This is a genomic window from Agrococcus sp. KRD186 (genome assembly GCF_017168255.1).
Lineage (GTDB): Bacteria > Actinomycetota > Actinomycetes > Actinomycetales > Microbacteriaceae > Agrococcus.
Map to the genome: position 1 here is coordinate 2,179,847 of NZ_JABFAP010000001.1, position 26,473 is coordinate 2,206,319.

Genomic DNA, 26,473 nt, shown 5'->3' on the forward strand with positions numbered 1-26,473 from the left:
GGCGAGCGGGTCTCCACCGGCCGCCTCCCCTCCACCGTGCGGGCGGGAATTCGGGCGGAGTCGCGCGCGGCACCCGCCGGGCGCGTGCACATCTCAGCCGGGGCGACCGCCCGACCGACCTGCGGCCGATGCTCGCGGCCGCCGGCGACGCATCCGACATCGACGACGAGCGGGAGTGGTCGTTCGAGGTGAAGTGGGATGGCTGGCGGGCGATCGTGCAGAAGGTCGGCGACCCGGCGAGCGGCGGCTCGCTGCGGCTGCTGAGCCGCAATGGCCGCGACCTCTCGGCGGCGTTCCCCGAGCTGGTCGAGGCGCTCGGCAACGGCGTGCGCACGGGCGACGCGGTGCTCGACGGTGAGATCACGGTGCTGCACCGCTCCGGTCCCTCGCGCGGCTCGGCGAGCTTCGAGGCGCTGCAGGATCGCGCCGGGCTCTCGGGCCGCCAGGCGGCGCGCGCCGCGAAGGAGTCGCCGGCGACGATCATGCTGTTCGACCTGCTTGAGGTCGGCGGCGAGCGGCTCGTCACGCAGCGGCTCGACGAGCGGCAGTCCCACCTCGACGACCTCGTGCACGAGAGCGCGCGGGTGAAGATCTCGAAGCCGCTGCGCGGCTCGCTCGAGCGCATCCTCGAGGTGACCGCCGAGCGGGGCCTCGAGGGCGTCATCGCCAAACGGCACGACAGCCGCTACCGACCCGGCGCCCGCTCGAGCGACTGGCGCAAGCTCAAGCACCAGCTGATGCGCGAGGTGGTGGTGGTGGGCTGGCTCGAGGGCAACGGCTCGCTCGCCGGCACCGTCGGCTCGCTCGTGCTCGCGCTGCCGGGCGAGGGCGGGCGGATGCGCTACGCCGGCCGCGTCGGCACGGGCTTCTCGGGCGCGGACCGGGATCGGCTGCGCGACCAGCTGCGGCCGCGCACGACCGTGCCCGCGATCGACGGGCTGCCGGCCGACGTGGCGCGGAAGGCCCGCTGGGTGCGAGCGGCCGTCGGCGAGGTGGAGCACACCGAGCAGACCGCCTCCGGCGCGCTGCGGCACCCGGTCTGGCGCGGACTGCGGCCCGAGAAGACGCTCGCGGACCTCAACCCCGAGTAAGGGCGCCGCGGGCGCGCAGCGGCGGTTCGCCCATGCAGGCATCAGCGCACGTGACGCCGGACAGGCGATGCATGCAACGTTCATGAAGCGCGGGTACGCTGTGGGGCATGAGCAGCGAGATCATCCAGGTGCGCGACGTGCCGGCCGAGGATGCCCGCGCCCTGCGAGCGCGCGCGGCCGCCCGCAGCATGTCGCTGTCGAGCTACCTGCGCGAGCTGATCCACGACGACGCCTCCCGACCGGAGATGGCCGAGGTGCTGTCGCGCATCGCGTCACGAGACGGCGTCGAGGCCAGCCCTGCGGCGATCCGGTCGTTCATCGACGACGACCACCGCTGAGATGACGGTCGTCGACGCTTCGATTGTCGTGCGCCTCCTGCAGAATCGGCGCGGCGATGCTGGGCTGCGCGAGCGCTTCGCCCGTGAACGCCGGCTGCATGCGCCGGCGCTCGTCGACGCCGAGGTGGCATCGGCGATACGCGGGCTGCTGATGACCTCGAAACCCGAGATCGAGATCAGTGTCAGCCGTGCGGAGCAGATGCTGGACGACTTCGCTGATCTGCCGCTCGAGCGCTACCCGATGGCGCCCTTCCAGCGGCGAGCGCTGGCGCTGCGGGTCAACTGCACCGCCTACGACGCGTTCTCTCTCGTACTGGCAGAAGCGCTCGGCATGCCGCTGCTCACCGACGACCGGAAGTTCGAGAGGGCCCCCGGGCAGGGAACCGCCATCGAGACCTGGGCGTAGTCGAACCGCAGGTCGGTGGCGGCCTCGTCAGCCGAAGCGGCGCACGGTCGCGGCCGTCAGGCCGCTGGGCGGGCCGGCGAACCAGTCGATCGCCGCGGCCTCGACGTCGAGCGAGGCCGTCAGCAGCGTCGACCAGCGGTCGGCGAACGCGGCACCCGGCGCGGCGACGACGCACACCGGGGCGTGGGCACCCGCGGCGCCGCACATCGCGCCGGCCATCGCCACCGCATCCGTCGCCACCATGATCTGCTCGCGCTGCGCGAGCGCATGCTCGAGCCGCCGCCAGGTGGTGGAGCTCGGTCGCGCTGCCTCCCCCTCGGCGAGCGCCGGGTCGAGGTAGTGGTTCGTGTGGGCGAGGAAGCCGGCGGTCGGCGCGACCGCGGCGACGCCGGCGGGCGAGAGCTCGAGGCTCGCCGCGCCGGCAGTGGCGTGTGTGCCTTCGCGCCGTTCGCGCTCGGGCTGCTGGCGCTCGCGCCCGCCCGCGGCCGCGCGAGCCGCGCCCTCGACGACTGTCAGCACCGTCGAGGCGCCGAGCGGCGCGCTGCCGGCGATCGCGATGGCGTCGTCGAGCCCGGTCGCCTCGTCGAGGATGCGGCGCAGCACCACGTGCACCGGCACCCCGATCGCCGAGCGGTCGGAGCGGTGATGGAGGATGTTGAAGTGGGCGCCCAGGCCGCGCCCGTCGGGCAGCTGCGCGACGCCGATCTTGCCGAGCATGCCGGTCTCGGTGAAGGTGCGCACGACGCGATCGCCGAGCTGCGCCTCGAGCAGCACCGCGGTGGGCACGAGGTCGCCGTTCCAATCCCACGTCTGCAGCGTCTGCGGGCGGCGGTCGTCGTGCAGCGCGACCACCGTCGAGCACTCCGTCGGCCGCGCCGGCGCGTGGGCGAGGATCTCGGTGCGGGCGTTCAGCAGCATGAGCTCGGCGAGCGGCACGCCCGCACCCTCGGCGATGCCCTCGAGCTCCGCCGCCTGCTCTGGCGCCCACGCCCGCGTCACGTCGATCGAGCCGGCCGCGATGCGCTCGGCGAAGCCGGCCGGCACGCCGAGGTCGGCGTAGGCCCGCCGGTAGCGCTCGACCGCGTCGCGGATCTCGGCGACCACGGCGGCGCCGTAGGCCCGACCGCGCGGCCGCGGGGACGCATCCGCCAGTCTCAGCTCGACCACCTGCATACCCGCGATGATGCCACCGCGCCGGGAGGCGGTCGATGCCGCTCTCGCCGTCGCCTGCGGCAGGATGTGGCCATGACCACCGACCTGCTGGATCTCGAGTCGCTGCTGACCGACGGGGAGCGCGCCGTGCGGGCGCGGGTGCGGGGGCTCGTCGACCGCGAGATCAGGCCGCACATCGCCGACTGGTTCGAGCGGGCGCACTTCCCGCGCGCGCTCGTGCCGGTGCTCGGCGAGGCGGGGCTGCTGGGCATGCACCTGACCGGCTACGGATGCGCGGGTCGCTCGGCCGTGGAGTACGGCATCGCGATGCAGGAGCTCGAGGCGGGCGACAGCGGCATCCGCACCTTCGTGTCGGTGCAGGGCTCGCTCGCGATGACGGCGATCGCGAAGCACGGCTCGGAGGAGCAGCGCGAGGCGTGGCTGCCGCGGATGGCGCGCGGCGAGGCGATCGGCTGCTTCGGGCTCACGGAGCCGAACGCGGGCAGCGACCCGGGCGCGATGCAGACCTTCGCGCGCCGCGACGGCGACGACTGGGTGCTCGACGGCGCGAAACGGTGGATCGGGCTCGCGTCGATCGCGGATGTCGCGGTCATCTGGGCGCAGACCGACGAGGGGGTGCGGGGGTTCCTGGTGGAGACCGCTTCACAGGGCGAACCGACACCGGGCTTCACGGCGACGCCGATCGAGCCGAAGCTGTCGATGCGCGCGTCGATCCAGTGCGACATCGTGCTCGAGGGCGTGCGCGTGCCGGAGTCCGCGCGGCTGCCGGACGCGCGCGGGCTGCGGGCGCCCTTCGAGTGCCTGAACGAGGCGCGCTTCGGCATCGCCTGGGGTGCGCTGGGCGCCGGCCGCGATGCGCTCGAGGTCGCGCTGGCCTACGCCGGTGAGCGCGAAGTCTTCGGGCGGCCGCTCGCCGCCATGCAGCTGACGCAGGCGCGGCTGGCCGAGATGGCGCTGTCGCTGCAGCAGGCGCAGCTGCTCGCGCTGCACCTGGGCCGCCGCAAGGACACCGGCCAGCTGCGGCCGCACGAGGTCTCGATGGGCAAGCTGGCCTCGGTGCGCGCGGCGATCGACGTCTGCCGCGAGGCGCGGGCGCTCCTGGGCGGCAACGGCGTCTCGCTCGAGCACTCCCCCATGCGGCACGCCGCCAACCTCGAGAGCGTGCGCACCTACGAGGGCACCGACGAGGTGCACACCCTCGTCATCGGGCAGGCGCTGACGGGCATCAGCGCGTTCCGGGGCTGAGTGGCTCCGGTCTCGCGACGGCTGCTGCCCTGCGGGCCGCGGCCTCCTCGACCTACGACCTCAGCAGTCGCTCCAGCACCCGCACCACGCCGTGCTCCAGGTTCGACGGCGCGCGGTAGCGGGCGGCCGCCAGCACCTCGGGGTGCGCGTTGGCCATCGCGAAGGTGTGCTCGGCGTCGGCGAGCATGCCCAGGTCGTTGAGGTAGTCGCCGAAGACGACCGTCTGCGCCGGTGTCACGCCCAGCTCGCGCTGCAGCGCCTCCACGCCCAGTCGCTTGTCGACGGTCTCGTGGATGACGTCGATCCAGTGCGGCGAGCCGATCACCACGCGGTGCCCCGCAGGCGCCGGCTCGAGCCAGCGGGCCGCGGCGCTCACGGAGTCGGGGGTCGCCCACATCGCCAGCTTCAGCACGTCATCGGTGCACTCGAGCAGGTCGTCGACCGACTCGAACGCCACGTGGTACTTGTGCGCCTGGGCGACGAACTCGGGGTCGCGCGACTCGATCGATGCGACGTCGCGGCGGCTCGCCACGAGCTCCAGCTCACCCGCCGACTCCCGCACCCGATGCACGATCTGCCGCACCGCATCCGGCTCGACGGTCGTGGTGCCGATCACCTCGCCGCTGTGGGTGACGATGGCGCCGTTCTCGGCGATGCACGAGAGCGTGCCGACGCGGGCGAAGAGGTGCTCGAGCGTCGCCAGCTGCCGGCCGCTCGCGGGCACGAAGTCGATGCCGGCCGCCTGCATGCGCTCGAGCAGCGGCCAGAACGCGTCGGGCACGAGACCGTCGCCGTCGAGCAGCGTGCCGTCCATGTCGCAGACGACGAGACGGATGTCGAGGCCGGTCGGGAGCTCGGAGGTCGCGTCGGCGACGGGTGCGGGGGTGTCCACGCCACCATCGTCGCAGGCCGGCGCGCAGCCACGGCGCGCATGCGTCGCCGCTGTGGGCGAATTCGCCGGCCGCGAGCGTGCAATGAGGGCCATACTCAGACCGTGGGACTCCAGGGGTCGATCAAGCGCGGTGCTGCCGACTTCCATGCGGCGCTGTTCCGCAGGCTCAGCTCGCCGAAGATCCACCGCATCGCAGGATTGCCCATCCTGCTGCTCACCGTCACGGGGAGGCGCAGCGGCAAGCCGTTCACGACACCCGTCGTCTACCTGGAGCATGAGGGCGGCTACGCCGTCGTCGCCAGCGCTGGTGGCCAGGCGGAGGAGCCGCAGTGGTTCAAGAACCTACGGGTCGCGCCGCAGGCGACGATCGACCTGCGCGACGGGCCGCGCGAGGTCGACGTGCGCATCGCACCGGAGACCGAGCGGCAGGGTCTGTGGGCGCGGTTCCTCGTCGAGGGGTCGACGTTCGCCTCCTACGAGAAGAAGACGGATCGGCCCTTCGCGATCGCGGTGCTGACGCCGCGCTGACGGCTACGGCTTCGTCATGTCCCAGGCGTGGTGCTCGAGGTCGTGCAGCGCGTACTCCAGCAGCGTGCGCACCGTGAACACCGAGCCGTTGGAGCGCCTGCCTGGCCGATCCCACGCGTCTGCGGGCACCGCATCCGCCGCATTGGCCAGGCTCGCCGCGGCGAGGTCGAGCTCGGCGGCCACGCGCTCGGGATCCTGGCTCGCGTAGTCGTCGTCGACGGCCGCCCGGTCCTGATCCCAGTCCGCGAACTCGGGGTCGTCCTCGTGCAGCAGCTGGTGCAGCCGGGTCTCCATCACGCCGCACACGTCGCGCACATGCGCCGCGTACTCGAGCGGCGACCAGGTGGCGTCATCCGGGCGCTCGGTGACCGCTGCCCCGTGCAGACGCTGGTGCATCGCTGCGGCGGCATGGCGGATGCGGCGGCCGAGGTCGTCGCGATCGACCTCCAGCGGGTCGAACCCGCACTCGGGGCAGCGCTCGTGCAGCACCCACGTCCAGTCCTTGGTATCGGGCTCGATCGGCATGGCTTCACTCTCTCACGCGCCCACCGGCCCGTTCGAGGCGATGGATGCGCGCATGCACGGCCCGCATCGTGGTCGCGCGGCCGCCGCGCAGCTTCGCCTACTCGCCGAGTGCCGCCTGAATCGCCGCTTCGATGTCGCTGATCTGCGACAGCTCCAGCCGCTCCCCGTCGATGAAGATCGTCGGCGTCCGGTCGATGCCGAGGGCGATGCCGGCCTGGAAATCCTGTTCGACGCGGGCGAGCGTGGCGGGATCCTCGATCGCTGCGTCGTACGCTGCCATGTCGAGACCCAGCTGCTCGGCGTAGCCTCTGAAGCGTCCGGCCTCGGAGACCTGCGCCTCGCCCCACTCGGCCTGCGTCTCGAACATGCGCTGGTACATCGGCTCGAACGCATCCTGCTGCGCAGCGGCCTCGACGGCGACCGCCGCGTTGCCGGAGTTGAAGTGCCCCGGCAACGGGAAGTACCGCACCGCGAACGTCACCTCGTCGCCGTACTCCCCGCGGAGGGCTTCCATCGTCGGGTACACGGCGCCGCACGCCTCGCACTCGAAGTCGAGGAACTCGACCACCACCGGGGCGTCCGGGCCGGCGTCGTCCAAGATGTGCGTCGACTCCTCCACGAGTGGCGGCGCCGCTGAGGGCGACGCGGCAGACTCGCTCGACTCCCCGCTCGCTGGAGGCGGGCTACCGCCCTCCCACGGCCGAACGATGAGCAGCACCGCTGCGACGACGATCGCTACAGCAGCGACGATGATGGAGACAGCGATGAGGGGGCGAGTGCGCACCTTCCTCACTCTACCGCGCCACGTCGGCCCGACTGCCACGCGCGCCCTCCATCTCACGTGCCTGGGGGTGCCGCGCGCAGTTGTCCTATGATGGCGTGGGACGTCGGCTTGCGCGCCGAGTTCGTCCAGCATCCTCCGAAGGATCGCAGCGCCGGACCGATGCGCTCTGTGCCAGATCTGGAAGCTGATGGCGGCTCGAAGGCATCGAATCAGGAGCGGAACCATGTCGCAGGTGACAGTCGGCGTGGGTCGCCCCCGATTCACCCAGCACCAGCGTCCGCCTGGCGGTCGTCGCCGGGCTCTCGCCCCGGATCGCGAGCCGGCGCGATGAGCTCTGCCGACGCCGGTGCGCTGCCGCCCCCGAGCTTCGATCAATTCCTGATCCTTGGACCCTCGTCCATCACCCTGCTGCCGGTGGTCGCTGTGCTGCTCGCCGCGGCCTACGTGGCGGGCGTCGTGCGATTGCGACGACGCGGCCAGCGCTGGCCCTGGTTGCGCACCGTGTGCTTCCTGCTCGCTTGCCTGCTGCTGGCAGTGGTCACCGGCGCTCGGGTCGACGCGTATGGCCAGCTCATGTTCTCGATCTTCATGTTCCAGCAGCTCACGCTGATGATGGTGATCGCGCCGTTGCTCGTTCTCGGCTCTCCCGGGACCCTGCTGCTGCGAGCCGTGCCGCATCGCGGCATCGGCAACACGGTGCTCCGCATCGCACTGTGTGGGCTGCGATCGAGAGCGGCTCGGTTCGCACTGCATCCGGCGCTGGTCATCCCGTTGATGCTGCTGTGCTTCTTCGGTCTCTATCTCGGTGGCATCGCGGATGTGATGCTGCGCTCCCCGATCGGCCATACCGTTCTCGAAGCGGTGTTCCTGGTCGTGGGAATCCTGATCACGGCACCGCTCGTGTCATCTGATCCCCTCCCGCGGCGAACCTCGTATCCGAGTCGGATGTTCGACATCTTCCTTGAGATGCAGGTGCATGCCGCATTCGGGCTGGTGACGCTGTTCGCCGCGACCCCAGTCGTCCGCTACTTCGCGACCGCCGCTCCGGACTCGTGGGAGGTCGACCCGGTTCGTGACCAGGGAATAGCGGGGATCCTGGCGTGGACCTTCGGGGAGCTGCCGTTGCTCGCGATGCTGGTCGTGACGCTGGCGCGATGGCAACGACGTGACAGGAAGCGGGCGCGGGAGGACCAGCACAGTGCCGACGAGGAGATGGACGCCTACAACGAGTACCTGCAGCAGATGCAGCAGCGCGCTCAGGACGGCGACAGCGGGCGGCGGAGCTGAACAGCGACCCGATGGATGCGTCGGCCTGTGTGGCGTCCCCGCCCCAGTAGCGGCCTCAGGCGTGCCACGAACAGGTGGGTCACGAGCCGGCACGTCTGCAGTGCCGGTGGCAGCGGCGCGGGCGCGACGTATTGGTTCACGGTCGCGGTACCGAGGAAGACGACCACGATGCCGGTCACGAGCACGCCGAGGAAGTTCAGGTCCGCAGCCCGGCAGCGCAGGGGCGAGGGGGCGGATGGGTCGGGCCCGGCCGCCGACGTCGGCGCCCCAGCACCCGCCCATGAATCTCGGCGACCGGGGGTGCCGGAATCCGAAAGTCGGGATCTTGTACAGTTGGGTCGCAGAGTCGGAAGGTGAACGGAGGCAGGGGTTGGTGAACAGGGCAGGCCTGTTCGGCAACGCGGCCACCTGCGTTCTGTGTCAGCAAGCACTGCACGAGGACCTGTCGAGCATCCGGGGCTGAGCCGTATTGCTGTGGATGCGAACGGACGCCTGACGGTCACGAGCGAGGGAATTGTGGAGCGAACGGCTGTGGAGCAAGCGGTCAGCGAGGCCGGAATCGATCTCGTGGCGTGGCAGACGCCTTGACGTCGCAGCCGTCGACAAGGCCCTTAGCGGCGAGCCCCGTCCGCAGGCGAACGACCCGCTTCCGCCGCACCGGCGGGCTCGCTCTGACGTGCGCGCTCGTCTGCCTGCTGGTGATCGCTCCCGCGGTCGTGACGACGGTGCAGGTGGGAGTCGAGCCGTACGAACTGCTCCATACCTCCTTCCCCGGCCTCGACGTGGCAGTGCTGACCGCGGCCGGGCAGAGTATTGCGGATCTGTTCGCGGTGGTGACCTTCGGGGCGCTCTTGTCGGCGCTGTTCCTGCGCGATGCGCGAGGACGCGACGCGGGACAGCTGGGCGATGTGTTCGAGATGGCTGTGCTGCGGGTTTCCTCAGCCGGTTGGGCAACCGTGTCTGCGGCGATGATCCTGCTTGAGATGCTGGACAGCAGCGGGCTGCCGCCGTCCCAGTTGAGCGAGCCCAATGCGATCCCGTTCCTCTACGAGGCGAGCGCGTTCCCGAAGGCATGGACGGTCACGCTGATCGCGGCACTGCTGACGTGGATAGCGAGCGTGTTCGCCGAGCGGTGGACGGGACTCCTGATCCCCTTGTGGGCGTCCTGCTTCGGTATCCTCGCTCCTGTCGTCGTGGGTCAGATCCTCGTGGGCCCGAACCACGACCTGGGCGGCGACGCCGGCGCGTACCAGAGCCTGCTGACGAACGCCGCATTCGGCGTGGTGCTGGTCGCCATCATGCGCGTCGCGACCGGGCGTCCGATCGCCCCGGAGATCATGACCCGCATCTTCTGGATCTTGGCCGTGGCGCTCCCGGTGGTCGCGGCGTCCGATCTGCTGCTGGCCTGGTTCAAGCTCGCCGGCACGGGACTGCTCGACTCGGTCACCGGATGGCAGATCATCGGTCGCTGGGCATTCCTGGGGATCTTCGTCGCGGCATACCTCGGCTGGCGTGTGCTGGGGAAGCGTCGACTCAGCGCCACGTGGCCGGCGCTGGCGGCAACGGTCGGCATCGCCGGATGGGTGGGGATGACCGCGGCGATGACCCGGTTCCCTCCGCCGCAGTACTTCGTCCCGACGAGCATCTCCCAGGTGTTCATGGGCTTCGAGGTCGAGGTCCCGCCGACGGTGCTCGTGCTGCTGACCAACTGGCGACCGAACCTGCTCTTCCTCCTGCTCGCGATCGCGGCGGTCACCGTCTATCTGTGGGCAGTGCGGAACCTGCGCAGCCGGGGTGACGCGTGGCCGCTCGGGCGCACGCTGTCCTGGATCGCTGGCTGGGGCGTGGTCGTGTTCGTGACCAGCTCCGGACTCGGCAAGTACTCCGCGCCGGACTTCGGGGTCCACATGGTCGTGCACATGAGCCTGAACATGCTCGCCCCGGTCCTCCTCGTCATGGGCGGCATCGCCACGTTGCTGCTGCGCGCGACGCGATCGAGCCCGACTGCCCCTGCGGGCGTGCACGACTGGATCATGTGGGCGCTGCGCTGGCGTGTGCTGCGCTGGATCTACAACCCCCTCGTCATCTTCGTCCTGTTCGTCGGCTCCTACTACGGGCTGTACTTCTCGGGGATCTTCGGCGAGTTCATGCGTTTCCATTGGGCGCACCAGCTCATGAACGTGCATTTCCTCATCATCGGCTACCTGTTCTACAGCCTCGTGATCGGCGTGGACAGACCACCGCTCCCGCTCCCGCACATCGGCAAGCTCGGATTCGTGCTGGCGGCGATGCCGTTCCACGCGTTCTTCGGCGTCATCCTGATGTCGGGCGGCGACATCATCGCCGAGAACTTCTATCGGAATCTCGGACTGCCGTGGGCCGACCTGGAGGCATCGCAGTACTTCGCCGGAGGGGTGGCATGGGCGGGCGGCGAGCTCCCGCTGCTCCTGGTGATCATCGCGCTCGGGATCCAATGGTCGCGCCAGGACGCTAAGGATGCTCGACGCAGCGACCGGCACCAGGACACCGGCCACGCCGACGACCGCGACGCGTACAACCAGATGCTCGAGAAGCTCGCGGCGCGAAGCGCCGGCCCACGCCCGGCACCGACGCGGACATCCGCGACCGAGAGGACTGAATGATGACCGTGCAGCAGGATCTCGCCGAGCCCCTCCAGCTCGACGTATCGGGCATGACCTGCGCGGCGTGCTCGACGCGGGTGGAGAAGGCGCTGAATCGGCTCGACGGAGTGACGGCCAGCGTGAACTACGCCACGGAGCGGGCACTGGTGACCGGGCTCAGCGCAGACCGTGCCGCGGAAGCGCTGGAGCAGGTGGAACGAGCCGGGTACGGCGCACGCGTCCACGACGACGGTGACGACACCTGGTCGCGGCGTGCCACTGAGGTGAGGATCACGTCGTTGCGGCGCAGGCTCGTGGTCGCGGCGATCCTGACCGTGCCGCTCATGGACCTCACCATCGTGCTTGCGCTGACCCCCGGGTGGAGGTTCCCCGGGTGGGAGTGGCTGTGCGTGCTGCTCGCGCTCCCGATCGTGACCTGGGCGGCATGGCCGTTCCACCGAGCCACCATGCAGAACCTCCGCCACGGCAACGTCAGCATGGACACGCTCGTCTCCTTGGGGATCGCGGCATCCTTCGGCTGGGCGCTCGCCACGCTGCTGTTCGGCGTCGGGGAGGACGGACCTGGATACTGGCTCGGCTTCGGTGTCACGCCCGAGGGCGCGAACTCGATCTATCTCGACGTCGCCGCCGGCATGACGACCTTCCAGCTCGCGGGCCGCTACTTCGAGACGCGATCCCGGAGGAAGGCGGGCGATGTCCTGGGAGCCCTGAACCAGCTCGCGGCCACGCACGTGCGCATCATCCGAGACGGAGTCGAAGCGCTGCATCCGACCTCCACGCTGCGGGTGGGAGACCGGTTCGTCGTCCGTCCCGGCGAGACCATCCCGGCAGACGGCACGATCATCGTCGGCAACGCCGCGATCGACACGAGCATGCTCACGGGAGAGCCCGCTCCTGCGGATCTCGGGCCGGGAGCGCAGGTCGTGGGCGGCACGATCAGCATGAACGGACGCCTCGACGTGCAGGCGACCGCGGTGGGAGCCCACACCCAGCTTGCGCAGATGGCGGCGCTCGCCGAGCAGGCGCAAGCCCGCAAGGCGCGCGTGCAGACCCTGGTCGACCGGATCACGACGTACTTCGTGCCCGCCGTGATCGTGCTCGCGGTGCTCGTGACCGGTGGGTGGATGCTCGGCGGCGCCTCATTCGAGGTGGCGTTCGGAATCGGCATCACCACGCTCATCATCGCCTGCCCCTGCGCGCTCGGGCTCGCGACGCCGACCGCGCTCATGGTGGGCATCGGCCGGGGCGCCAGTCTTGGGATCCTCGTCAAGGGACAGGACGCTCTCGAGGCCAGCGGGACGATCACCACCGTGGTCCTCGACAAGACCGGAACGCTCACGAGCGGAACGATGACCGTCGCCACGATCGCTGCCGCTCCCGGCATTGCCGAGCACCAGCTGCTGCGGATCGCGGCATCGGTGGAGCAGGGGTCTGAGCACGTCATCGCGAAGGCCATCGTGTCCGCCGCGAAGCACATCACCGACATCGAGGCGGTTCGGGACTTCCGCGCCGTCCCCGGCAAGGGCGCCTCTGCGGCCGTGGCGGGCGAGCGCGCGCTCGTCGGGAGCCTCGCGTTCATGCGCGACCATGATGTCGACGTGGACGCCGCGTCCCTCGCGCAGCTCGGATGGGATGAAGCGAGCGTGGAGACGTCGGTGCTGGTGGGCCACCAGCGACAGCTCATCGGCAGGATCGGCCTGACCGACACCCTCAAGCCCGGTGCTCGACGGGCCGTGCAGGCGCTGCACCGCCAAGGGCTGAAGACGGTGCTCCTGACTGGCGATTCGGGAGCGGCCGGAGCGCACGTCGCGGCCCAGCTCGGGATCGAGACGGTGCACAGCGAGGTGCTCCCCGGCCAGAAGGCTGATGTGGTCCGCCTCCTCCAGGGACAGGGGGAACGGGTCGCGATGGTCGGCGACGGCATCAACGACGCCGTAGCTCTCGCTGCCGCCGACCTCGGTCTCGCGGTGGTGTCGGGCACCGACATCGCCCTCAAATCAGCGGACATCATCCTGGTTCGGGAGGACCTTGCCGTCATCCCGGATGCGATCGCACTGTCGAGGCGCACGCTCCGCACGATTCGCGTGAACCTCGGCTGGGCGTTCGGCTACAACATCGCTGCCATCCCGATCGCTGCCGCCGGCCTCCTCAATCCGCTCATCGCGGCCGGTGCGATGGCGATCTCGTCCGTCCTGGTGATCTACAACAGCCTCAGGCTCCAGAACTTCGAAGGCAGCGAGTGAACGCGTCGGCTCCAGTGCCCGTCGCCTATCGCTCCGTCGATGCCGGCGCTTCGAGCACCCGGGCAAGCCTCATCGCCCCCTTGCTCATCTGTTACCGTTCCGTTATATTTGAGTGTCGCCGTGCGCGCTCTTCCCCGTGCGTCGGCTCTGCAGCTCGATCCGGGCTCACCCGCTCCCGGCCTTGCCGGTGGCGTGGGACAACCATCTCGACCGAGGACATCTTTTCGCGTGACGCCTGACCCCCGCAGACCATCCAGGTCGTCGCTGGACGAACCTCAGGTCCTGACTCGCAGAGCCGTGCGTGAACGGGAGCGAGCGGCTGCGGCGATCGCGCAGACCGCAGTGGAGGCGCGCGCCGGTGCACGAGCCTCGGTGGTCGAGGGCTCGCCTCCGATCTACACGAGCCGGCGCGCCATGCGCGAAGCCGCCACCCGCACGGCACACGCACTCCCGGTCCGCATCTCTGAGGCGACGTACGTCGAGCCGAGCATCGTCGTCGACGCGCCGGCGCTGGGTCATCGCGCCGTGCGCGTGCCAACGGCTCGGCCCGTCCGTGCCGCAAGCCCTCGCGCGGTCCGCCCGGCGGCCGCTGCCCCCCGAGTCGCCGCAGGGCGCCGAGCGCGCAGCATCGCGCGGAAGGTCACAGCTGGCGCAGCGCTCCTCTTCATCGGCTCACTCGTGGTCGTCACCTCTCTGCCGGCCCAAGCGATGCAGTCGACCGCCGAGCTCGACGCAGAGGTCGCGCAGCTCGAGCCCGACGTGCAGTCGCTGGCTCCTGTCGCTGCAGAAGCGACAACCCTCTTCGCTCGCGACGACATCGTCGTCAACGACCCGTTCGAGAGCGCGCTGATGTCACCGGATGAGCTCGCCGCGCTCCAGGCCGTCGCGGACTCCGAGCGTCCCGGCTCCTATTACGGCGGTAGCCCCGCGTTCGCCAGCACTTGGGCGATGCTCGAGACCGACTACGTGCAGACGCCGTTCCCCCAGATCACACAGCTGCCGATCTCCAGCGGCTTCGGATACCGGTCCGGCGGATTCCACGGCGGCACGGACATCCCGCTGCCTCCCGGGCAGGAGATCCGGCCCATCGCCAACGGGGTCGTCTCAGCCGTGTGGCAGGGCAACAACCCTGGCGGCGGCGGCTACGCAGTCTTCGTCGACCACAACATCAACGGCCAGTTCGTGCAGTCGTGGTACCCGCACATGCAGGCGGGCTCGATCCAGGTGCAGGTCGGCCAGGTGATCGACATCTCGACCGTCATCGGCGGAGTCGGCAGCACCGGCCGCTCGACGGGACCTCATCTGCACCTCGAGATGAAGAACAGCGACTACGTGTCCTTCGATCCGCTTCGCTGGTTGCAGACGCGCGAGACGCGACTCGAGGTCGGCTGACCCCGATCGACGCAGTCGGCCCCGCCGCAACGGGTCTGCTCACGCGCCGGTGACCACCAACCAGAGCAGCACACCGTTGAGCGCCGTGAGCGCTGCTGCGGCCAGCGAGCCGGCGATGGTCGTCCAGAGCCGGTTGACGTGCTGCCCCATGAGCCGCCGATCGGCCGTGAAGCGAACGAGCGGAATGAGGGCGAACGGGATGCCGAAGGACAGCACCACCTGGCTCAGCACGAGCGCGAGCGTCGGGTCGACGCCGATCGCGAGCACGACCAGTGCGGGGATGAGCGTCACGAGCCTGCGAGTCAGCAGCGGCACGTCGACACGCAACAGGCCGTGCATGATCTCCGCACCCGCGTAGGCGCCTACCGACGTTGAAGCCAATCCGGAAGCGAGCAGACCTACCGCGAAGAGAGTGGCGACAACGGGCCCGAGCGACGCACCCAGCGCCGCGTGCGCCCCTTCGATGGTGTCGGTGCCGACGACGCCCGGGAGATTCGCTGCGGCGAGCAGCATCATCGCGAGATTGACGCTGCCGGCGATGACCATCGCCACCGAGACATCGATGCGGGTCGCCCGCAACAGCGTCGGCGTGCTGAGTCCGTCGCGGTCGCGGAAGCGGTCCCGCGCCAAGCTCGAGTGCGCGTAGATCGCATGCGGCATGATCGTCGCGCCCAAGACACTCACCGCGAGCAGGACGGAGTCCGTGCCCTCGAAGCGCGGCACAAGACCGCCGACGAGGCCTGCGGCGTCAGGCGGTGCGACGACGACACCCCAGGAGAAGCCGAGCACGATGACAGCGAGCAGTCCGATGATGACGCGCTCGAAGGCACGCGGGCCCCTCCGGGACTGCACGACGAGCAGCACCAGTGACACGCCGCCTGTGATGAGCCCGCCGACCAGCAGCGGAACCTCGAACAGCAGCCAGAGCGCGACCGCACCGCCGATCACCTCTGCGAGATCGGTCGCCATGGCGACGCCCTCGGCCTGGATCCAGTAGGCGATGCGACCGGCACGCGAGCCGATGCGCTCGCCGCATAGCTGCGGCAGGCTCTTGCCCGTCACGACGCCGAGCTTGGCCGAGAGGTACTGGATGAGCCAAGCGACGAGATTGGCGCAGATGACAACCCAGATGAGCAGATAGCCGTACCGTGCTCCGGCCGTCACGTTCGCGGCGACGTTTCCGGGATCGAGGTATGCCACCCCGGCGACGAGCGCCGGGCCGAGCAGCATCAGTGAGTGGAACTTCCGCGCCCGGCCCGTGGCGGTGATCGCTCGCGTATGCATTGCCCCAGCGTACTGAATATTTCGGGATACCGAATTTCAATATTGCGGTGTGCCGCGAGCACGTCCCGCAGCGCGTGCACCCGGTCAGGCATGGCGCACTGAGGCGGACTCCTCGTCGCTGATGGCCGTCGTCTCGATCTGGAAGGTGGAATGGTGCACCGCCACGGGAAAGTGCTCCGAGACGCACTGCTGGATGTCCCGCAGCACTTCGGCTGCGTGCCCGTCTGTGAAGCACTCGTCGGCGACCACCACGTGGGCACTGATCGTCGGCAGTCCCGTCGCGACGGTGGAGGCGTGCAGGTCATGCACGCCCTGGACGTGCGCGAGCTCGAGGATGTGGCTGCGAACGTCGTCGAGGTCCAGATCCTTCGGCGTGAACTCCATGAGCACGCCGGCGGTCTCCTTCATGAGCATGAACGCCCGCGGCGCGATCAGTGCGGCGATGAAGAGGCTCGCGAGCGCGTCCGCCTGCTGGAAGCCGGTCGTCCAGATCACGATCGCGGCGACGATGACGCCCACCGAGCCGAGCGCGTCGTTCAGCACTTCGAGGAACGCCGCACGCATATTGAAGTTCGCACCGCGACCCGACGACAGCACCACGATCGCGATGATGTTCACGGCGAGCCCGATGATGCCGAACACCAGCAGCTCCGAGCCGGGGATCTCCGGTGGATCGAAGAGCCGGCGGATGCCCTCGACCGCCGCGTACACGCCGACGGCGAGCAGCAGCGTGGCCTGACCGAGGGCGGCGATCACCTCGATGCGGCGGAAGCCCCATGTGCGCCTCGAGTTCGAGGGCCGGCGCATGAGCGTCGCAGCGATGAGCGCGACCAGCAGTCCGGAGGCGTCGGTGATCGCATGGGCGGTATCGGTGAGCAGCGCGAGGCTCCCCGTCAAGATCGAACCGACCAGCTGGGCGACGACGATCGCCGCCGTCAGCCCGAACGCGATGCCGAGTCGGATGCGGAAGTCCGAGGACGCCCCTTCCTGCAGATCCGCCCCGTGGCTATGACCCGCTCCCATGAGCACCTCCTCTTTCCGTGACCCTCTCATCGCCGCGAGCGGCGGCAGTCAGATGGTCGTGCAACGTGTGTCTCGACCCCGTGGCCTCGAGGAGCTCCTCCGCCGCGATGATCACTGCCCCGATCTGGCTCGGGGATGTCAGCCGATACCAGGTGGACCGGCCCTCGAACCGCGCCTCGACCAAGCCGCACTCCAGCAGGAAGGCGACGTGCTTGCTCACCGTCGACTGTGCGAGGGCCAGGTGCTCGACGAGGTCGCGCACTCGGTGCTCGCCGAGCGCGAGGTGCTGCAGCACCTTCAACCGCGACCCATCGGCGAACGCTTGGAACAGGTGCGCGAACGCCTGCGTGGCAGCAGCGTCAAGCGCCGCGCCTGCACTTCCTGGCATCGTCATGCAGCGATGATATCGCGAATGAGCGATACGTCAATGCGGCGTCGTCAGGCGCAGCACGAGGTCGGCAACTCGTTGCGAAAGAGATTCGCGGTCAGGCGGATGCCTTCGGCCATGGTGAGGTACGGCGCCCAGATGTCCGCGAGCTGCGTGACGGTGAATCCCGCGGTGATCGCGTAGGTCGCCGCCAGCATCATCTCACCGGCTGTCTCGGCCAGGGCGTGGACGCCGAGGACCTTGCCGCTGTCAGCGTCGGCGACGATCTTGATGCCTCCGCGGGTGTCGTGGTTGGCGATGGCTCGAGGCACGTCCGCCAGGCTGAGGTACCGACAGGCGCACCGATGGCCCGCCGCGATCGCTTGGGCTTCGGTGAGCCCAGCGGAAGCGAGCTGTGGTGACGTGAACAGCACTTGCGGAAGACCGGTGTAGTCGACGCGATCACCATGGCCCAGCGCGTTGCGCGCCGCGACCCTGCCGGCCATCGCCGCGACGTAGACATACTGCGGCGCAGCGGTGACATCGCCCGCGGCGAACACGCCCGGGTTCGTCGTCCGCTGCCGATCGTCGACGCGGATGAAGCCGCGGTCATCGGTCGCAATGCCTGCAGCGACGAGATCGAGCTGGTCGCTGCGAGGCACGCGCCCGGTCGCGACGAGGACGCGTTCTGCGACGACGGTGCTGCCCGCGCGAGTGCCTACCTCCACTGCGCCGTCTCGCTGCGCGATGCTGACTGCGCGATCGTCCACGACGGCGATGCCCTCTGAGCGGAAGCAATCGCGAAGCTCGGACGCGAGCTCGGGTTCGGCGTGCGGGGCCAGCCGCCCGACGATCGACACGGCGACTCCCAGACGAGCGAAGAGCTGAGCCTGCTCCATCCCGACGTGGCCGCCGCCGATCACGATCAGCGAGGCGGGGAGCTCGGTGAGCTCCATCGCCGTGGTGGAGGTGAGATAGTCGACGTCCTCGATGCCCGGGAGCGCGGGAATGTGCGGAGCTGCGCCGGTCGCGATGAGATACGAGCTGGCGCGAAGCGGCTGCCCGTCGACCAGCAGCGTGCCCGGGTCTGCGAACGTCGCTGTTCCATGGAGGACGCCGAAGCCGTACGCGTCGGCGATGTCGGCGTACTTCGTCTGGCGGAGGACGCCGACCAGCTCGTCCTTCTGCTGCACGAGTGTGCTGACATCCACCACCGAGGCCGAGGTCGGTGCGCCGGGGAACGGACTCGCGAGTGCGGCATGGCGCGCATGCGCGGCAGCGAGCAGTGTCTTCGAGGGCACGCAGCCGACGTTCACGCAGGTGCCGCCCAGGACGCCCGACTCGATCGCGACCACGCTCGCTCCTTCGAGCCGAGCATGGATCGCCGCGGACATCGCTGCCCCGCCCGTGCCGATCACCGCCAAGTCGAGTGCGTTGCCATCAGTCATCGCCGTCTCCTCCGCATCCCGACCGCCCGTGTGCGGCCCATCCGCCAGCATGGACCTTGAAGTAAGGTTGAAGGTCAAGGACGTCGCCGGAGGTGCAGGATGCGGATAGGAGAGCTCGCAGCGAGGACGCGGATGGCGCCGTCGACGCTGCGGTACTACGAGCAGCGCGGACTGCTGCGCCCACCCGAGCGCACACCGGCGGGGTACCGCAGCTACGGCGACGAGGCAGAGCAACGCCTGGAGTTCATCGAGCGGGCTCGCGCCGCCGGACTCACGCTCACGCGGATCGCGCAGATCCTCGACATCCGCGACTCAGGCGCTTCTCCGTGCGCGCATGTACAGGGTCTCCTCGATCGCCGAATCGTCGAGATCGATGAGCAGCTGGCGCAACTCGCGCTGCTGCGGGCGAGCATCGCCGAACTCAGCGTCCGCGCGGAACAGGTGCCGGCGGAGGCGTGCACACCTGCGTCGATCTGCAGCTACCTCTGACACTCGCCGGGCTCACCCCTGCGAGCGCGGCAGCCCAGCACCCGGCCATCCCGTTTGCACGAGGCGCTGGCGCGCCGTAGTGTATTCCTGAACGATCGGTCACTAATTCGGTGACCGATCGGGAGCATCACAGCGTCGCGGAGTCAGGAGTCCCATGCCTCAGGCCCTACTCGTCGGGGGCGTGCGCACCCCCGTCGGCCGCTACGGCGGCGCCCTCGCGAGCATCCGCCCCGACGACCTCGCGGCCCTCGTCATCGGCGAGGCCGTGCGCCGCGCGGGCATCGCGCCCGAGCAGATCGACGAGGTGATCCTCGGCGCCGCCAACCAGGCCGGCGAGGACAACCGCAACGTCGCCCGCCTCGCGACGCTGTTGGCGGGCCTGCCCGACGAGATCCCCGGCATGACCGTCAATCGGCTGTGCTCGAGCGGCATGTCGGCGATCATCATGGCCTCGCAGATGATCCGCGCCGGCGACGCCGACATCGTGGTCGCCGGTGGCGTCGAGTCGATGACGCGCGCGCCCTGGGTGCAGGCGAAGCCCGCCAAGCCGTGGGCGAAGCCCGGCGAGGCCTTCGACACCTCGATCGGCTGGCGCTTCACCAACCCGCGGCTGCTTGAGCGCGACAAGGCCACCTTCTCGATGCCCGAGACCGCCGAGGAGGTCGCGCGCGTCGACGGCATCACCCGCGAGGAGGCCGACGCCTTCGCGCTGCGCTCGCACGAGCGCGCGATCGCCGCGATCGACGCCGGCCGCTTCGCCGACGAGATCGTCGCGGTGCCGACGCGCGCCGGCGAGGTGACGGTCGACGAGGGCCCCCGGCGGGAGACGACGATGGATGCGCTGGCGCGCCTCCGCCCCGTCGTCACGGGCGGCTCCGTGGTCACCGCGGGCAACGCATCCAGCCTCAACGACGGCGCATCGGCGATCGTGGTGGCCAGCGACGCGGCCGTTGAGCGGCTGGGGCTGACGCCTCGGGCACGAGTCGTCGGCGGCGCGAGCGCGGGCATCGCGCCGGAGATCATGGGACTCGGGCCCGTGCCCGCGACCGAGAAGCTGCTGGCCCGCACCGGGCTGTCGATCGGCGACCTGGGCGCCGTCGAGCTCAACGAGGCCTTCGCGACGCAGTCGATCGGCACGATCCGGCGGCTCGGGCTCGACGACGCGCTGGTGAACGCCGACGGCGGCGCGATCGCGCTCGGCCACCCGCTGGGCTCCTCGGGTTCGCGCCTGGTCGTGACGCTGCTGGGCCGCATGGAGCGCGAGGGCGCCGACCGGGGCCTCGCGACCATGTGCGTCGGCGTCGGCCAGGGCACCGCGATCATCCTGGAGCGCGTGTGAGCGCCCCGGCTCGAATTCTCAACGTGTCAGGTGCATGCTTGCCGCGATATATGCGCCAAACGACCGCCTCACACGTTGAGATCGGGGCGGGGCGATGAGCGCCACGCTGCGCGTCGAGGAGCACGACACGCACGTACTCGCCACGCTCGACCGGCCTGAGAAGCGCAACGCCATCGACCAGGAGCTGGTCGACGCGCTGCACGCCCTCTGCGCCCGGCTCGAGGTCGAGCGCCGCACGCTGGTGCTGACCGGCGCCGGCGGCTCCTTCGCCGCCGGCGCCGACATCGCGCAGCTGCGCGAGCGCCGTGCCGCCGACGCGCTCGAGGGCATCAACACCCGTTGCTTCCAGCGCATCCGCGCCCTGCCGATGCCCGTGATCTCCGTGCTCGACGGCTACGCGCTCGGTGGCGGCGCGGAGCTCGCCTACGCCGCCGACATCCGCATCGGCACCCCGACGCTCAAGATCGGCAACCCCGAGACGGGCCTCGGCATCATCGCTGCCGCCGGCGCGACCTGGCGGCTGCCGCAGATCGTCGGCGACGCGCTCGCGGCCGAGATGCTGCTCACCGGCCGCATCCTCACCGCCGACGAGGCGCTCGCCGCCGGCCTCGTGAGCGCCGTGCTCGAACCCGAGGCAGCGCTGGCCCGCGCGACCGAGCTGGCCGAGCGCATCGCCACGCTCGACCCGGCCGCCACGCAGGCGACGAAGCGCGCGCTGCTGGCCCCCGCGAGCGCCCACCCGGCGATCGAGCTGAGCGAGCAGTCGGTGCTGTTCGAGAGCGACGAGAAGCAGCGCCGCATGACCGAGTTCCTCGAGCGGCGCAGCCGCTCGACCGCAGACGACACCGAGCGGCGCAGCCGCTCGACCGCAGACAGCACCGAGCGGAAGAGCCAGCGATGACCGAGCACACGAGCGCCAGCATCGACGACACCGACGCCGCGGTCGGCGCGGGCGCCCCCGAGCGCGTCGGCGTGCTCGGGGGCGGCCGCATGGGCGCCGGCATCGCGCACGCCTTCGTGCTCGCCGGCAGCCAGGTCGTGATCGTCGAGCGCGACGAGGCGGCGGCCGACGCCGCCCGCGAGCGCGTCACCGGGAGCCTGCGCAGGAGCGTCGAGCGCGGCTGGTCCGAGTCGCTCGTCGAGCTCGAGGGCCGCATGAGCGTCGCCCTCGACGTCGCCGCGTTCGCAGACGCCGGCCTCGTCATCGAGGCCGTGCCGGAGGACGAAGGACTGAAGACGGATGCGCTGGCTCGCGTCGAGGCGGTCCTCACCGACCGCGCGGCGCTGGCGAGCAACACCTCCTCCATCTCCATCGATCGGCTGGCGGCGAGCCTCGCCCGGCCCGAGCGCTTCCTGGGCCTGCACTTCTTCAACCCGGTCCCCGCATCCGCTCTCGTCGAGATCGTGCTGGGCGAGCAGACGCAGCCCTCGCTCGCGAACGACGCGCGCGCCTGGGTGGAGGCGCTCGGCAAGACGCCCGTCACCGTGCACGACGCCCCGGGCTTCGCCAGCAGCCGGCTCGGCGTCGCGCTGGGTCTCGAGGCGATCCGCATGGTCGAGGAGGGCGTCGCGAGCCCCGGCGACATCGACGCGGCCATGGAGCTCGGCTACAAGCACCCGGTGGGTCCGCTGCGCACGACCGACATCGTGGGGCTCGACGTGCGGCTCGGCATCGCCGAGCAGCTGCACGAGCACCTGGGCGAGCGCTTCGCGCCGCCGCAGCTGCTGCGCGACATGGTCGCCGAGGGCCGCCTCGGCAAGAAGGCCGGCCGCGGCTTCTACGACTGGAACTGACGCTGGTCGAGTAGCCGCCGCAGGCGGCGTATCGAGACCACCACCGACAATCGAACAGCCAATATTCGTCTCGATACGGCCCTGCGGGCCTACTCGACGAACGGAACTGAAGGAGAGGGACGACGATGACCCGACTGCTGCCCAGCTACATCCAGGACTCCTGGTGGGAGCCCGCCGACGCCGCCGACGCCACCGTCGTGCGCGACGCGAGCACCGGCGACGAGGTCGTGCGCGTCAGCACCGCGGGCCCCGATACCGCCGCCGCGCTCGAGCACGCCCGCACGATCGGGCAGCACAGCCTCGCCCCGCTCACCTTCCACCAGCGCGCGATCCTGCTGAAGCAGTTCGCGCTCGCGCTCACCGAGCGCAAGGCAGAGCTCTACGAGCTCAGCTATCAGGCGGGCGCGACCAAGCAGGACTCGTGGGTCGACATCGACGGCGGCATCGGCGTGCTCTTCACCTACTCGTCGAAGGGCCGCCGCGAGATGCCGCAGTCGACGATCTACCTCGACGGCCCGGTCGAAGTGCTGTCAAAAGATGGCTCGTTCCTCGCCCGCCACATCTGCACGACGATGCCGGGCGTCGCGGTGCAGATCAACGCCTTCAACTTCCCCGTCTGGGGCTCGCTCGAGAAGCTCGCGCCCGCGTTCCTCGCCGGCATGCCGACGCTCATCAAGCCCGCCACCCCCACCGGCTTCGTCGCCGAGCACATGGTGCGCATCCTCGCCGAGTCGGGCCTGCTGCCCGCCGGCGCCATCCAGATCGTCAACGGCTCGGCCCGCGACCTCATGGACCACCTGCGCCTCGGCGACACCGTCGGCTTCACCGGCAGCGCCTCCACCGCCGACAGCCTGCGCCGCCACGCCGCCGTGCTCGACCGCGGCGTGCGCTTCACCGCCGAGACCGACTCGATCAACGCATCCGTCCTCGGCCCCGACGCGACCGAGGGCACCCCCGAGTTCGACGCCTTCGTGCGCGGTGTGGTCGCCGAGATGACCTCGAAGGCGGGCCAGAAGTGCACCGCGATCCGTCGCGCGATCGTGCCGACGGGGATGACGGATGCGGTGGCCGCGGCTGTGCGCGACAGGATCGCCGCGAAGGTGGTCGTCGGCGACCCGCGCGGCGAGGGCGTCACGATGGGGCCGCTGGCCTCGATCGAGCAGCGCGACGAGGTGCTGCAGCAGCTGATGAAGCTGCGCGAGGGCGGCGGCCAGATCGTGGTCGGCGGCGAGGCCGGCGAGGTGCGGCTGGCCGACGGCAGCATGGGCCCCGCCGAGGGCGGCGCGTTCCTCGCCCCCACCCTGCTCGCGTTCGACGACGCGGGGGCGGATGCGCTGCACTCGGTCGAGGCGTTCGGCCCGGTCTCGTCGCTGGTCGAGTACGGCAGCCCCGAGCAGGCCGCCGAGCTGGTGGCCCGCGGCGGCGGATCGCTCGTCACCTCGGTCGCCTCGCACGACGGCGCGTTCGTCGCGGAGCTGACGCGTCGCATCGCCGCGCACAACGGCCGCATCCTGCTGCTCGACCGCGACGACGCGCGCGCCTCCACCGGCCACGGCTCGCCGCTGCCGATGCTCGTGCACGGCGGCCCCGGCCGGGCCGGCGGCGGTGAGGAGCTCGGCGGCATCCGCTCGGTGCTGCACCACATGCAGCGCACCGCCGTCCAGGGATCGCCCGCGATGCTCACTGCCGTCACGGGTGTCTGGCACACGGGAGCGCCCGCCTCGACCGAGGGTCCGCATCCGTTCCGGAAGTCGCTGGCAGAGCTGAAGATCGGCGACCAAGTGGTCTCGGAGCGGCGCAAGATCTCGCTCGAGGACATCGAGCACTTCGCCGAGTTCACCGGCGACACCTTCTACGCCCACATGGATCAGGAAGCCGCCGAGGCGAACCCCTTCTTCCCGGGTCGCGTGGCCCACGGCTACCTGCTGCTGTCGTTCGCGGCCGGACTGTTCGTCGAGCCGGCGCCGGGCCCCGTGCTGGCGAACACCGGCCTCGACAACCTGCGCTTCTTGACGCCGGTCTCGCCCGGCGACAGCCTGCGGGTGACGCTGACGGCCAAGCAGATCACGCCGCGCGAGACCGACGACTACGGCGAGGTGCGGTGGGATGCGGTGCTCACCAACCAGGAGGACGAGACGGTCGCGCAGTACGACCTGCTGACCTATGTGGCGAAGACACAGCCCGCCGTCGCGGCGTAGCGCGGTGACGCAACAATGCGCTTCTGAGCTGATTGAAGATCGCCACCCGGAATCGATCTTCGTGGTACTTGCTCGCCTCGAGCTCGACGACTTCCCACGACTGTTCCCGAGCGATCTCGGCGAATCGCGACAGCAGCACGGTCTTTCCGACACCTCTGAGTCCAGTGATGATCATCGACTGATCCGTGCGGCCGCGCTGCAGTCGCTGCAGCAGCTGTCCGAATGCCGTCAGCTGATCGTCGCGGCCAACGATGAGTTCCGGGATCGCGCCGGCGTTTGCTGTGTAGGGATCCGGGACGGGATCCATGTCGATGTCTTAGTCGGTTTAGCCCAGTTCACAGAGAGGTCATAAACCGTGGTGATCCACGCAGACCCCACCGCCAAGCACCTCTATCCCGAGATGACGCCGATCGACTTGAGCCACAGCATCAGTGGCACCAGCGGCACCGCGAGCAGCGCGATGCAGGCGACGATCAGCGCGCCCTTGGCATTCGGGCTCATCTTCGTGCGCAGCCCTGCGGCCTGCACCGCCGCGGTGATCGGCCCTCGCACGTCACCGCTCGAGAAGTCGATGTCGACCTTCTTGCCGATGCCCTGCGCATCCGCCCCGAACTCGATGCGGCGGGTGCGCTGCATCACGCGACCGCTCGAGCCACGCGCGCTGCCGGCCGCGAACAGCCTCGGCGTGCCGTCTGCGCCGACGCCCGATTCGACCTGCACCGCCGAGTCGTTGAGCCGCACCCGGCCATTGCCGCCCGGCAGCACCTCGGTCGTGTAGACGAAGCGCATCGTGCGCAGCGCGGCGGGCGTGAGGAAGGCGGCGTCGGCGAGATCGGCGGTGACGCGGATGCGCGCGTCCGACGCGGACACGGTGTACGGGGTTCCCTCGAAGCGCGCGGCGATGTCGCCGGCGAGCTGCTGCCACGACCACGGCTGCGGCGCCCCGGTGGCGGCCCGCGGCACGACGGGCAGCAGGTCGCCCCCGTGCTTGATGCGGATGGCGTCGCGCAGCATGATGCTGCCGTAGATCAGCATGGTCGCGGCCACGATCACGATGAGCGGCCCGACGATCCACATTGCGACGCTGCCGGTGATGCCGGCGAAGATCAGCACGATGATCGCGGCGGCCGACATGAACACGCCGAAGCCGATGAGGAAGGCGGCGCGGGTCGTCGGGCTCGCGTTGGCGAGGTTCCAGATCATCATGCCGCTGATCGTGCCGCATCGCGCTGGGATGCATGCTCAGACAGATCCGCGAGGCGTTTGCACGCGGGCTCGGGCTGGTGAGCGCCGCTGGCGCGCTGGCCCAGTCGCTGCGCGAGGGGGCCAGCGCGTCCGAAGCCTCTACACGGCGGTCACCGGCGCCTCCCGCCGAGCCGGGTCAGCGGGCGCCCGCTGCGCATCCCGCTGACCGTCGTGCGCGACGAGCTCGAGCCACCCCCGCCGGGTCTCCTCGCTCGACGATCGCACCGGGCCGAGGTACCGCATCCGCAGCGGCTTGATGCCGCAGAGCCCGAGCGTGCCGCCGCGCAGGGCGGCCAGGCGCGTGCCCGGCAGCACCGGCGCGAGCAGCGCGGGCGTGTCGGCGCTGGCGACGACGCGGCCGCTGCGCCCGGCCAGCAGCCCCTCGGGCACGCCGTTCGAGCGGTAGCGGTACTCCTGCTGCGGCAGCAGCGCGCGGTCGAGGAAGCCCTTCAGCAGCGCGGGCGTCGAGCGCCACCACACGGGCGTGACGATGGCGATGTGCGCGGCGTCGTGCAGCGCCGCACGCGCCTCGGCGAGGTCGGGCTCGGTGGGCATGCGCTGCGTGTAGCCGAAGCGCATGTGCACGTCGAAGTCGAGCTCGCGCAGCGCGAGCACGCGCGCATCGCCGAAGCCCTCGGCGTACGAGCGTGCGAGCGCGGCGGTGAGCGAGTCGGGGTTCGGATGGGCGTCGATGACGAGGGCGGTCATGGGGGCTCCGTTCGCGGTAGGTGCACGACCGC

Annotated in this window: 25 protein-coding genes; 14 read left to right on the top strand and 11 right to left on the bottom strand. The window is 70.4% G+C overall.

Annotated features, from left to right (window positions below; translation table 11 throughout):
* Positions 1–128: 128 nt before the first annotated feature.
* The 3 genes from J1M46_RS10665 (at position 129) to J1M46_RS10675 (ending at position 1,835) form a co-directional block, all read left to right on the top strand.
* Complete coding sequence (locus tag J1M46_RS10665) at positions 129–1,091, top strand: ATP-dependent DNA ligase (protein ID WP_206447781.1); 963 nt, start codon at positions 129–131, stop codon at positions 1,089–1,091.
* A 107-nt stretch (positions 1,092–1,198) separates the two neighbouring features.
* Positions 1,199–1,429, top strand: coding sequence for an antitoxin (locus J1M46_RS10670; RefSeq protein ID WP_206447782.1), 231 nt, complete (start codon positions 1,199–1,201; stop codon positions 1,427–1,429).
* A 1-nt stretch (position 1,430) separates the two neighbouring features.
* A complete protein-coding gene (locus J1M46_RS10675) occupies positions 1,431–1,835 on the top strand; it encodes a type II toxin-antitoxin system VapC family toxin (protein WP_206447783.1) in 405 nt (134 codons plus the stop codon).
* A gap of 27 nt (positions 1,836–1,862) precedes the next feature.
* Here the strand turns inward: J1M46_RS10675 and J1M46_RS10680 are convergent, their stop codons facing one another.
* Positions 1,863–3,008, bottom strand: a complete 1,146-nt coding sequence (locus tag J1M46_RS10680; protein ID WP_206447784.1) for a C45 family autoproteolytic acyltransferase/hydolase — start codon at positions 3,006–3,008, stop codon at positions 1,863–1,865.
* A gap of 72 nt (positions 3,009–3,080) precedes the next feature.
* Here J1M46_RS10680 and J1M46_RS10685 point away from each other — a divergent pair, with 72 nt between their 5' ends.
* Positions 3,081–4,253: an acyl-CoA dehydrogenase family protein gene (locus J1M46_RS10685; protein ID WP_206447785.1), complete on the top strand. Its 1,173-nt coding sequence runs from the start codon at positions 3,081–3,083 to the stop codon at positions 4,251–4,253.
* Between the two features lie 52 nt (positions 4,254–4,305).
* Here J1M46_RS10685 and J1M46_RS10690 read toward each other — a convergent pair whose 3' ends face one another.
* Entirely contained in the window at positions 4,306–5,145 is an 840-nt protein-coding gene (locus J1M46_RS10690) for an HAD family hydrolase (RefSeq protein ID WP_342384349.1), read from the bottom strand.
* 102 nt (positions 5,146–5,247) lie between these two features.
* Here J1M46_RS10690 and J1M46_RS10695 point away from each other — a divergent pair, with 102 nt between their 5' ends.
* Positions 5,248–5,673: a nitroreductase/quinone reductase family protein gene (locus J1M46_RS10695; protein WP_206447787.1), complete on the top strand. Its 426-nt coding sequence runs from the start codon at positions 5,248–5,250 to the stop codon at positions 5,671–5,673.
* 3 nt (positions 5,674–5,676) lie between these two features.
* On the opposite strand, the gene J1M46_RS10700 is transcribed toward J1M46_RS10695, so the two are convergent.
* Together J1M46_RS10700 and J1M46_RS10705 are read right to left on the bottom strand one after the other, a co-directional pair.
* Positions 5,677–6,198, bottom strand: a complete 522-nt coding sequence (locus J1M46_RS10700) for a DinB family protein (protein WP_206447788.1) — start codon at positions 6,196–6,198, stop codon at positions 5,677–5,679.
* A gap of 97 nt (positions 6,199–6,295) precedes the next feature.
* Entirely contained in the window at positions 6,296–6,982 is a 687-nt protein-coding gene (locus J1M46_RS10705) for a DsbA family protein (RefSeq protein ID WP_342384350.1), read from the bottom strand.
* Between the two features lie 327 nt (positions 6,983–7,309).
* On the opposite strand from J1M46_RS10705, the gene J1M46_RS10710 reads away from it, so the two are divergent.
* From J1M46_RS10710 to J1M46_RS15835, 4 genes are all read left to right on the top strand, one after another.
* A complete protein-coding gene (locus tag J1M46_RS10710) occupies positions 7,310–8,269 on the top strand; it encodes a cytochrome c oxidase assembly protein (RefSeq protein ID WP_206447789.1) in 960 nt (319 codons plus the stop codon).
* Positions 8,270–8,967: 698 nt separating this feature from the next.
* A complete protein-coding gene (locus tag J1M46_RS10715) occupies positions 8,968–10,911 on the top strand; it encodes a cytochrome c oxidase assembly protein (RefSeq protein WP_342384351.1) in 1,944 nt (647 codons plus the stop codon).
* Complete coding sequence (locus J1M46_RS10720) at positions 10,911–13,154, top strand: heavy metal translocating P-type ATPase (protein WP_206447790.1); 2,244 nt, start codon at positions 10,911–10,913, stop codon at positions 13,152–13,154. Before J1M46_RS10715 ends, J1M46_RS10720 begins: the two co-directional genes overlap by 1 nt.
* A gap of 678 nt (positions 13,155–13,832) precedes the next feature.
* On the top strand, positions 13,833–14,546 hold the full coding sequence (locus J1M46_RS15835; protein WP_206447791.1) for a peptidoglycan DD-metalloendopeptidase family protein: 714 nt from the start codon (positions 13,833–13,835) through the stop codon (positions 14,544–14,546).
* A gap of 39 nt (positions 14,547–14,585) precedes the next feature.
* Here J1M46_RS15835 and J1M46_RS10730 read toward each other — a convergent pair whose 3' ends face one another.
* From J1M46_RS10730 to merA, 4 genes are all read right to left on the bottom strand, one after another.
* A complete protein-coding gene (locus J1M46_RS10730) occupies positions 14,586–15,830 on the bottom strand; it encodes an Nramp family divalent metal transporter (protein WP_206447792.1) in 1,245 nt (414 codons plus the stop codon).
* 84 nt (positions 15,831–15,914) lie between these two features.
* A complete protein-coding gene (locus J1M46_RS10735; RefSeq protein ID WP_206447793.1) occupies positions 15,915–16,853 on the bottom strand; it encodes a cation diffusion facilitator family transporter in 939 nt (312 codons plus the stop codon).
* Positions 16,837–17,247: an ArsR/SmtB family transcription factor gene (locus tag J1M46_RS10740; protein WP_206447794.1), complete on the bottom strand. Its 411-nt coding sequence runs from the start codon at positions 17,245–17,247 to the stop codon at positions 16,837–16,839. Before J1M46_RS10740 ends, J1M46_RS10735 begins: the two co-directional genes overlap by 17 nt.
* Before the next feature lie 44 nt (positions 17,248–17,291).
* The gene (gene merA, locus J1M46_RS10745; protein ID WP_206447795.1) at positions 17,292–18,668 is read right to left on the bottom strand and encodes a mercury(II) reductase; all 1,377 of its coding nucleotides are present in this window, start codon (positions 18,666–18,668) and stop codon (positions 17,292–17,294) included.
* A gap of 99 nt (positions 18,669–18,767) precedes the next feature.
* Between merA and J1M46_RS10750 the strand changes: the two genes are divergently transcribed.
* The 5 genes from J1M46_RS10750 to paaZ all read left to right on the top strand — a co-directional run bounded on the left by J1M46_RS10750 (position 18,768) and on the right by paaZ (position 24,488).
* Complete coding sequence (locus J1M46_RS10750) at positions 18,768–19,157, top strand: heavy metal-responsive transcriptional regulator (protein WP_206447796.1); 390 nt, start codon at positions 18,768–18,770, stop codon at positions 19,155–19,157.
* A gap of 154 nt (positions 19,158–19,311) precedes the next feature.
* Positions 19,312–20,496 (top strand): thiolase family protein, encoded by a 1,185-nt coding sequence (locus J1M46_RS10755; RefSeq protein ID WP_206447797.1) that lies wholly within the window; start codon positions 19,312–19,314, stop codon positions 20,494–20,496.
* A 94-nt stretch (positions 20,497–20,590) separates the two neighbouring features.
* Complete coding sequence (locus J1M46_RS10760; RefSeq protein WP_206447798.1) at positions 20,591–21,397, top strand: enoyl-CoA hydratase/isomerase family protein; 807 nt, start codon at positions 20,591–20,593, stop codon at positions 21,395–21,397.
* Complete coding sequence (locus J1M46_RS10765) at positions 21,394–22,290, top strand: 3-hydroxyacyl-CoA dehydrogenase family protein (protein WP_206447799.1); 897 nt, start codon at positions 21,394–21,396, stop codon at positions 22,288–22,290. The genes J1M46_RS10760 and J1M46_RS10765 overlap by 4 nt, the downstream gene beginning before the upstream one ends.
* 125 nt (positions 22,291–22,415) lie before the next feature.
* Entirely contained in the window at positions 22,416–24,488 is a 2,073-nt protein-coding gene (gene paaZ / locus J1M46_RS10770; RefSeq protein WP_206447800.1) for a phenylacetic acid degradation bifunctional protein PaaZ, read from the top strand.
* Here the strand turns inward: paaZ and J1M46_RS10775 are convergent.
* The 3 genes from J1M46_RS10775 to J1M46_RS10785 form a co-directional block, all read right to left on the bottom strand.
* Positions 24,406–24,795, bottom strand: coding sequence for an ATP-binding protein (locus J1M46_RS10775; RefSeq protein ID WP_206447801.1), 390 nt, complete (start codon positions 24,793–24,795; stop codon positions 24,406–24,408). The two genes, paaZ and J1M46_RS10775, sit on opposite strands and share 83 nt — an antisense overlap.
* Positions 24,796–24,878: 83 nt before the next feature.
* Positions 24,879–25,694 carry a hypothetical protein gene (locus J1M46_RS10780; RefSeq protein WP_206447802.1) on the bottom strand — a complete coding sequence of 272 codons (816 nt, stop codon included), beginning with the start codon at positions 25,692–25,694 and terminating at the stop codon, positions 24,879–24,881.
* A 138-nt stretch (positions 25,695–25,832) separates the two neighbouring features.
* Positions 25,833–26,441 (bottom strand): NAD(P)H-dependent oxidoreductase, encoded by a 609-nt coding sequence (locus J1M46_RS10785; RefSeq protein WP_206447803.1) that lies wholly within the window; start codon positions 26,439–26,441, stop codon positions 25,833–25,835.
* Positions 26,442–26,473: the final 32 nt, after the last annotated feature.

Excerpts from the sequence above, each read along its gene's own strand:
- J1M46_RS10665 (WP_206447781.1), top strand. The coding sequence starts at position 129 with ATGCTCGCGGCCGCCGGCGACGCATCCGACATCGACGACGAGCGGGAG.
- J1M46_RS10670 (WP_206447782.1), top strand. The coding sequence starts at position 1,199 with ATGAGCAGCGAGATCATCCAGGTGCGCGACGTGCCGGCCGAGGATGCC.
- J1M46_RS10675 (WP_206447783.1), top strand. The coding sequence starts at position 1,431 with ATGACGGTCGTCGACGCTTCGATTGTCGTGCGCCTCCTGCAGAATCGG.
- J1M46_RS10680 (WP_206447784.1), bottom strand. The coding sequence starts at position 3,008 with ATGCAGGTGGTCGAGCTGAGACTGGCGGATGCGTCCCCGCGGCCGCGC.
- J1M46_RS10685 (WP_206447785.1), top strand. The coding sequence starts at position 3,081 with ATGACCACCGACCTGCTGGATCTCGAGTCGCTGCTGACCGACGGGGAG.
- J1M46_RS10700 (WP_206447788.1), bottom strand. The coding sequence starts at position 6,198 with ATGCCGATCGAGCCCGATACCAAGGACTGGACGTGGGTGCTGCACGAG.
- J1M46_RS10710 (WP_206447789.1), top strand. The coding sequence starts at position 7,310 with ATGAGCTCTGCCGACGCCGGTGCGCTGCCGCCCCCGAGCTTCGATCAA.
- J1M46_RS10720 (WP_206447790.1), top strand. The coding sequence starts at position 10,911 with ATGACCGTGCAGCAGGATCTCGCCGAGCCCCTCCAGCTCGACGTATCG.
- J1M46_RS10730 (WP_206447792.1), bottom strand. The coding sequence starts at position 15,830 with ATGCATACGCGAGCGATCACCGCCACGGGCCGGGCGCGGAAGTTCCAC.
- J1M46_RS10735 (WP_206447793.1), bottom strand. The coding sequence starts at position 16,853 with ATGGGAGCGGGTCATAGCCACGGGGCGGATCTGCAGGAAGGGGCGTCC.
- J1M46_RS10740 (WP_206447794.1), bottom strand. The coding sequence starts at position 17,247 with ATGACGATGCCAGGAAGTGCAGGCGCGGCGCTTGACGCTGCTGCCACG.
- merA (WP_206447795.1), bottom strand. The coding sequence starts at position 18,668 with ATGACTGATGGCAACGCACTCGACTTGGCGGTGATCGGCACGGGCGGG.
- J1M46_RS10750 (WP_206447796.1), top strand. The coding sequence starts at position 18,768 with ATGCGGATAGGAGAGCTCGCAGCGAGGACGCGGATGGCGCCGTCGACG.
- J1M46_RS10755 (WP_206447797.1), top strand. The coding sequence starts at position 19,312 with ATGCCTCAGGCCCTACTCGTCGGGGGCGTGCGCACCCCCGTCGGCCGC.
- J1M46_RS10760 (WP_206447798.1), top strand. The coding sequence starts at position 20,591 with ATGAGCGCCACGCTGCGCGTCGAGGAGCACGACACGCACGTACTCGCC.
- J1M46_RS10765 (WP_206447799.1), top strand. The coding sequence starts at position 21,394 with ATGACCGAGCACACGAGCGCCAGCATCGACGACACCGACGCCGCGGTC.
- paaZ (WP_206447800.1), top strand. The coding sequence starts at position 22,416 with ATGACCCGACTGCTGCCCAGCTACATCCAGGACTCCTGGTGGGAGCCC.
- J1M46_RS10775 (WP_206447801.1), bottom strand. The coding sequence starts at position 24,795 with ATGGATCCCGTCCCGGATCCCTACACAGCAAACGCCGGCGCGATCCCG.
- J1M46_RS10780 (WP_206447802.1), bottom strand. The coding sequence starts at position 25,694 with ATGATGATCTGGAACCTCGCCAACGCGAGCCCGACGACCCGCGCCGCC.
- J1M46_RS10785 (WP_206447803.1), bottom strand. The coding sequence starts at position 26,441 with ATGACCGCCCTCGTCATCGACGCCCATCCGAACCCCGACTCGCTCACC.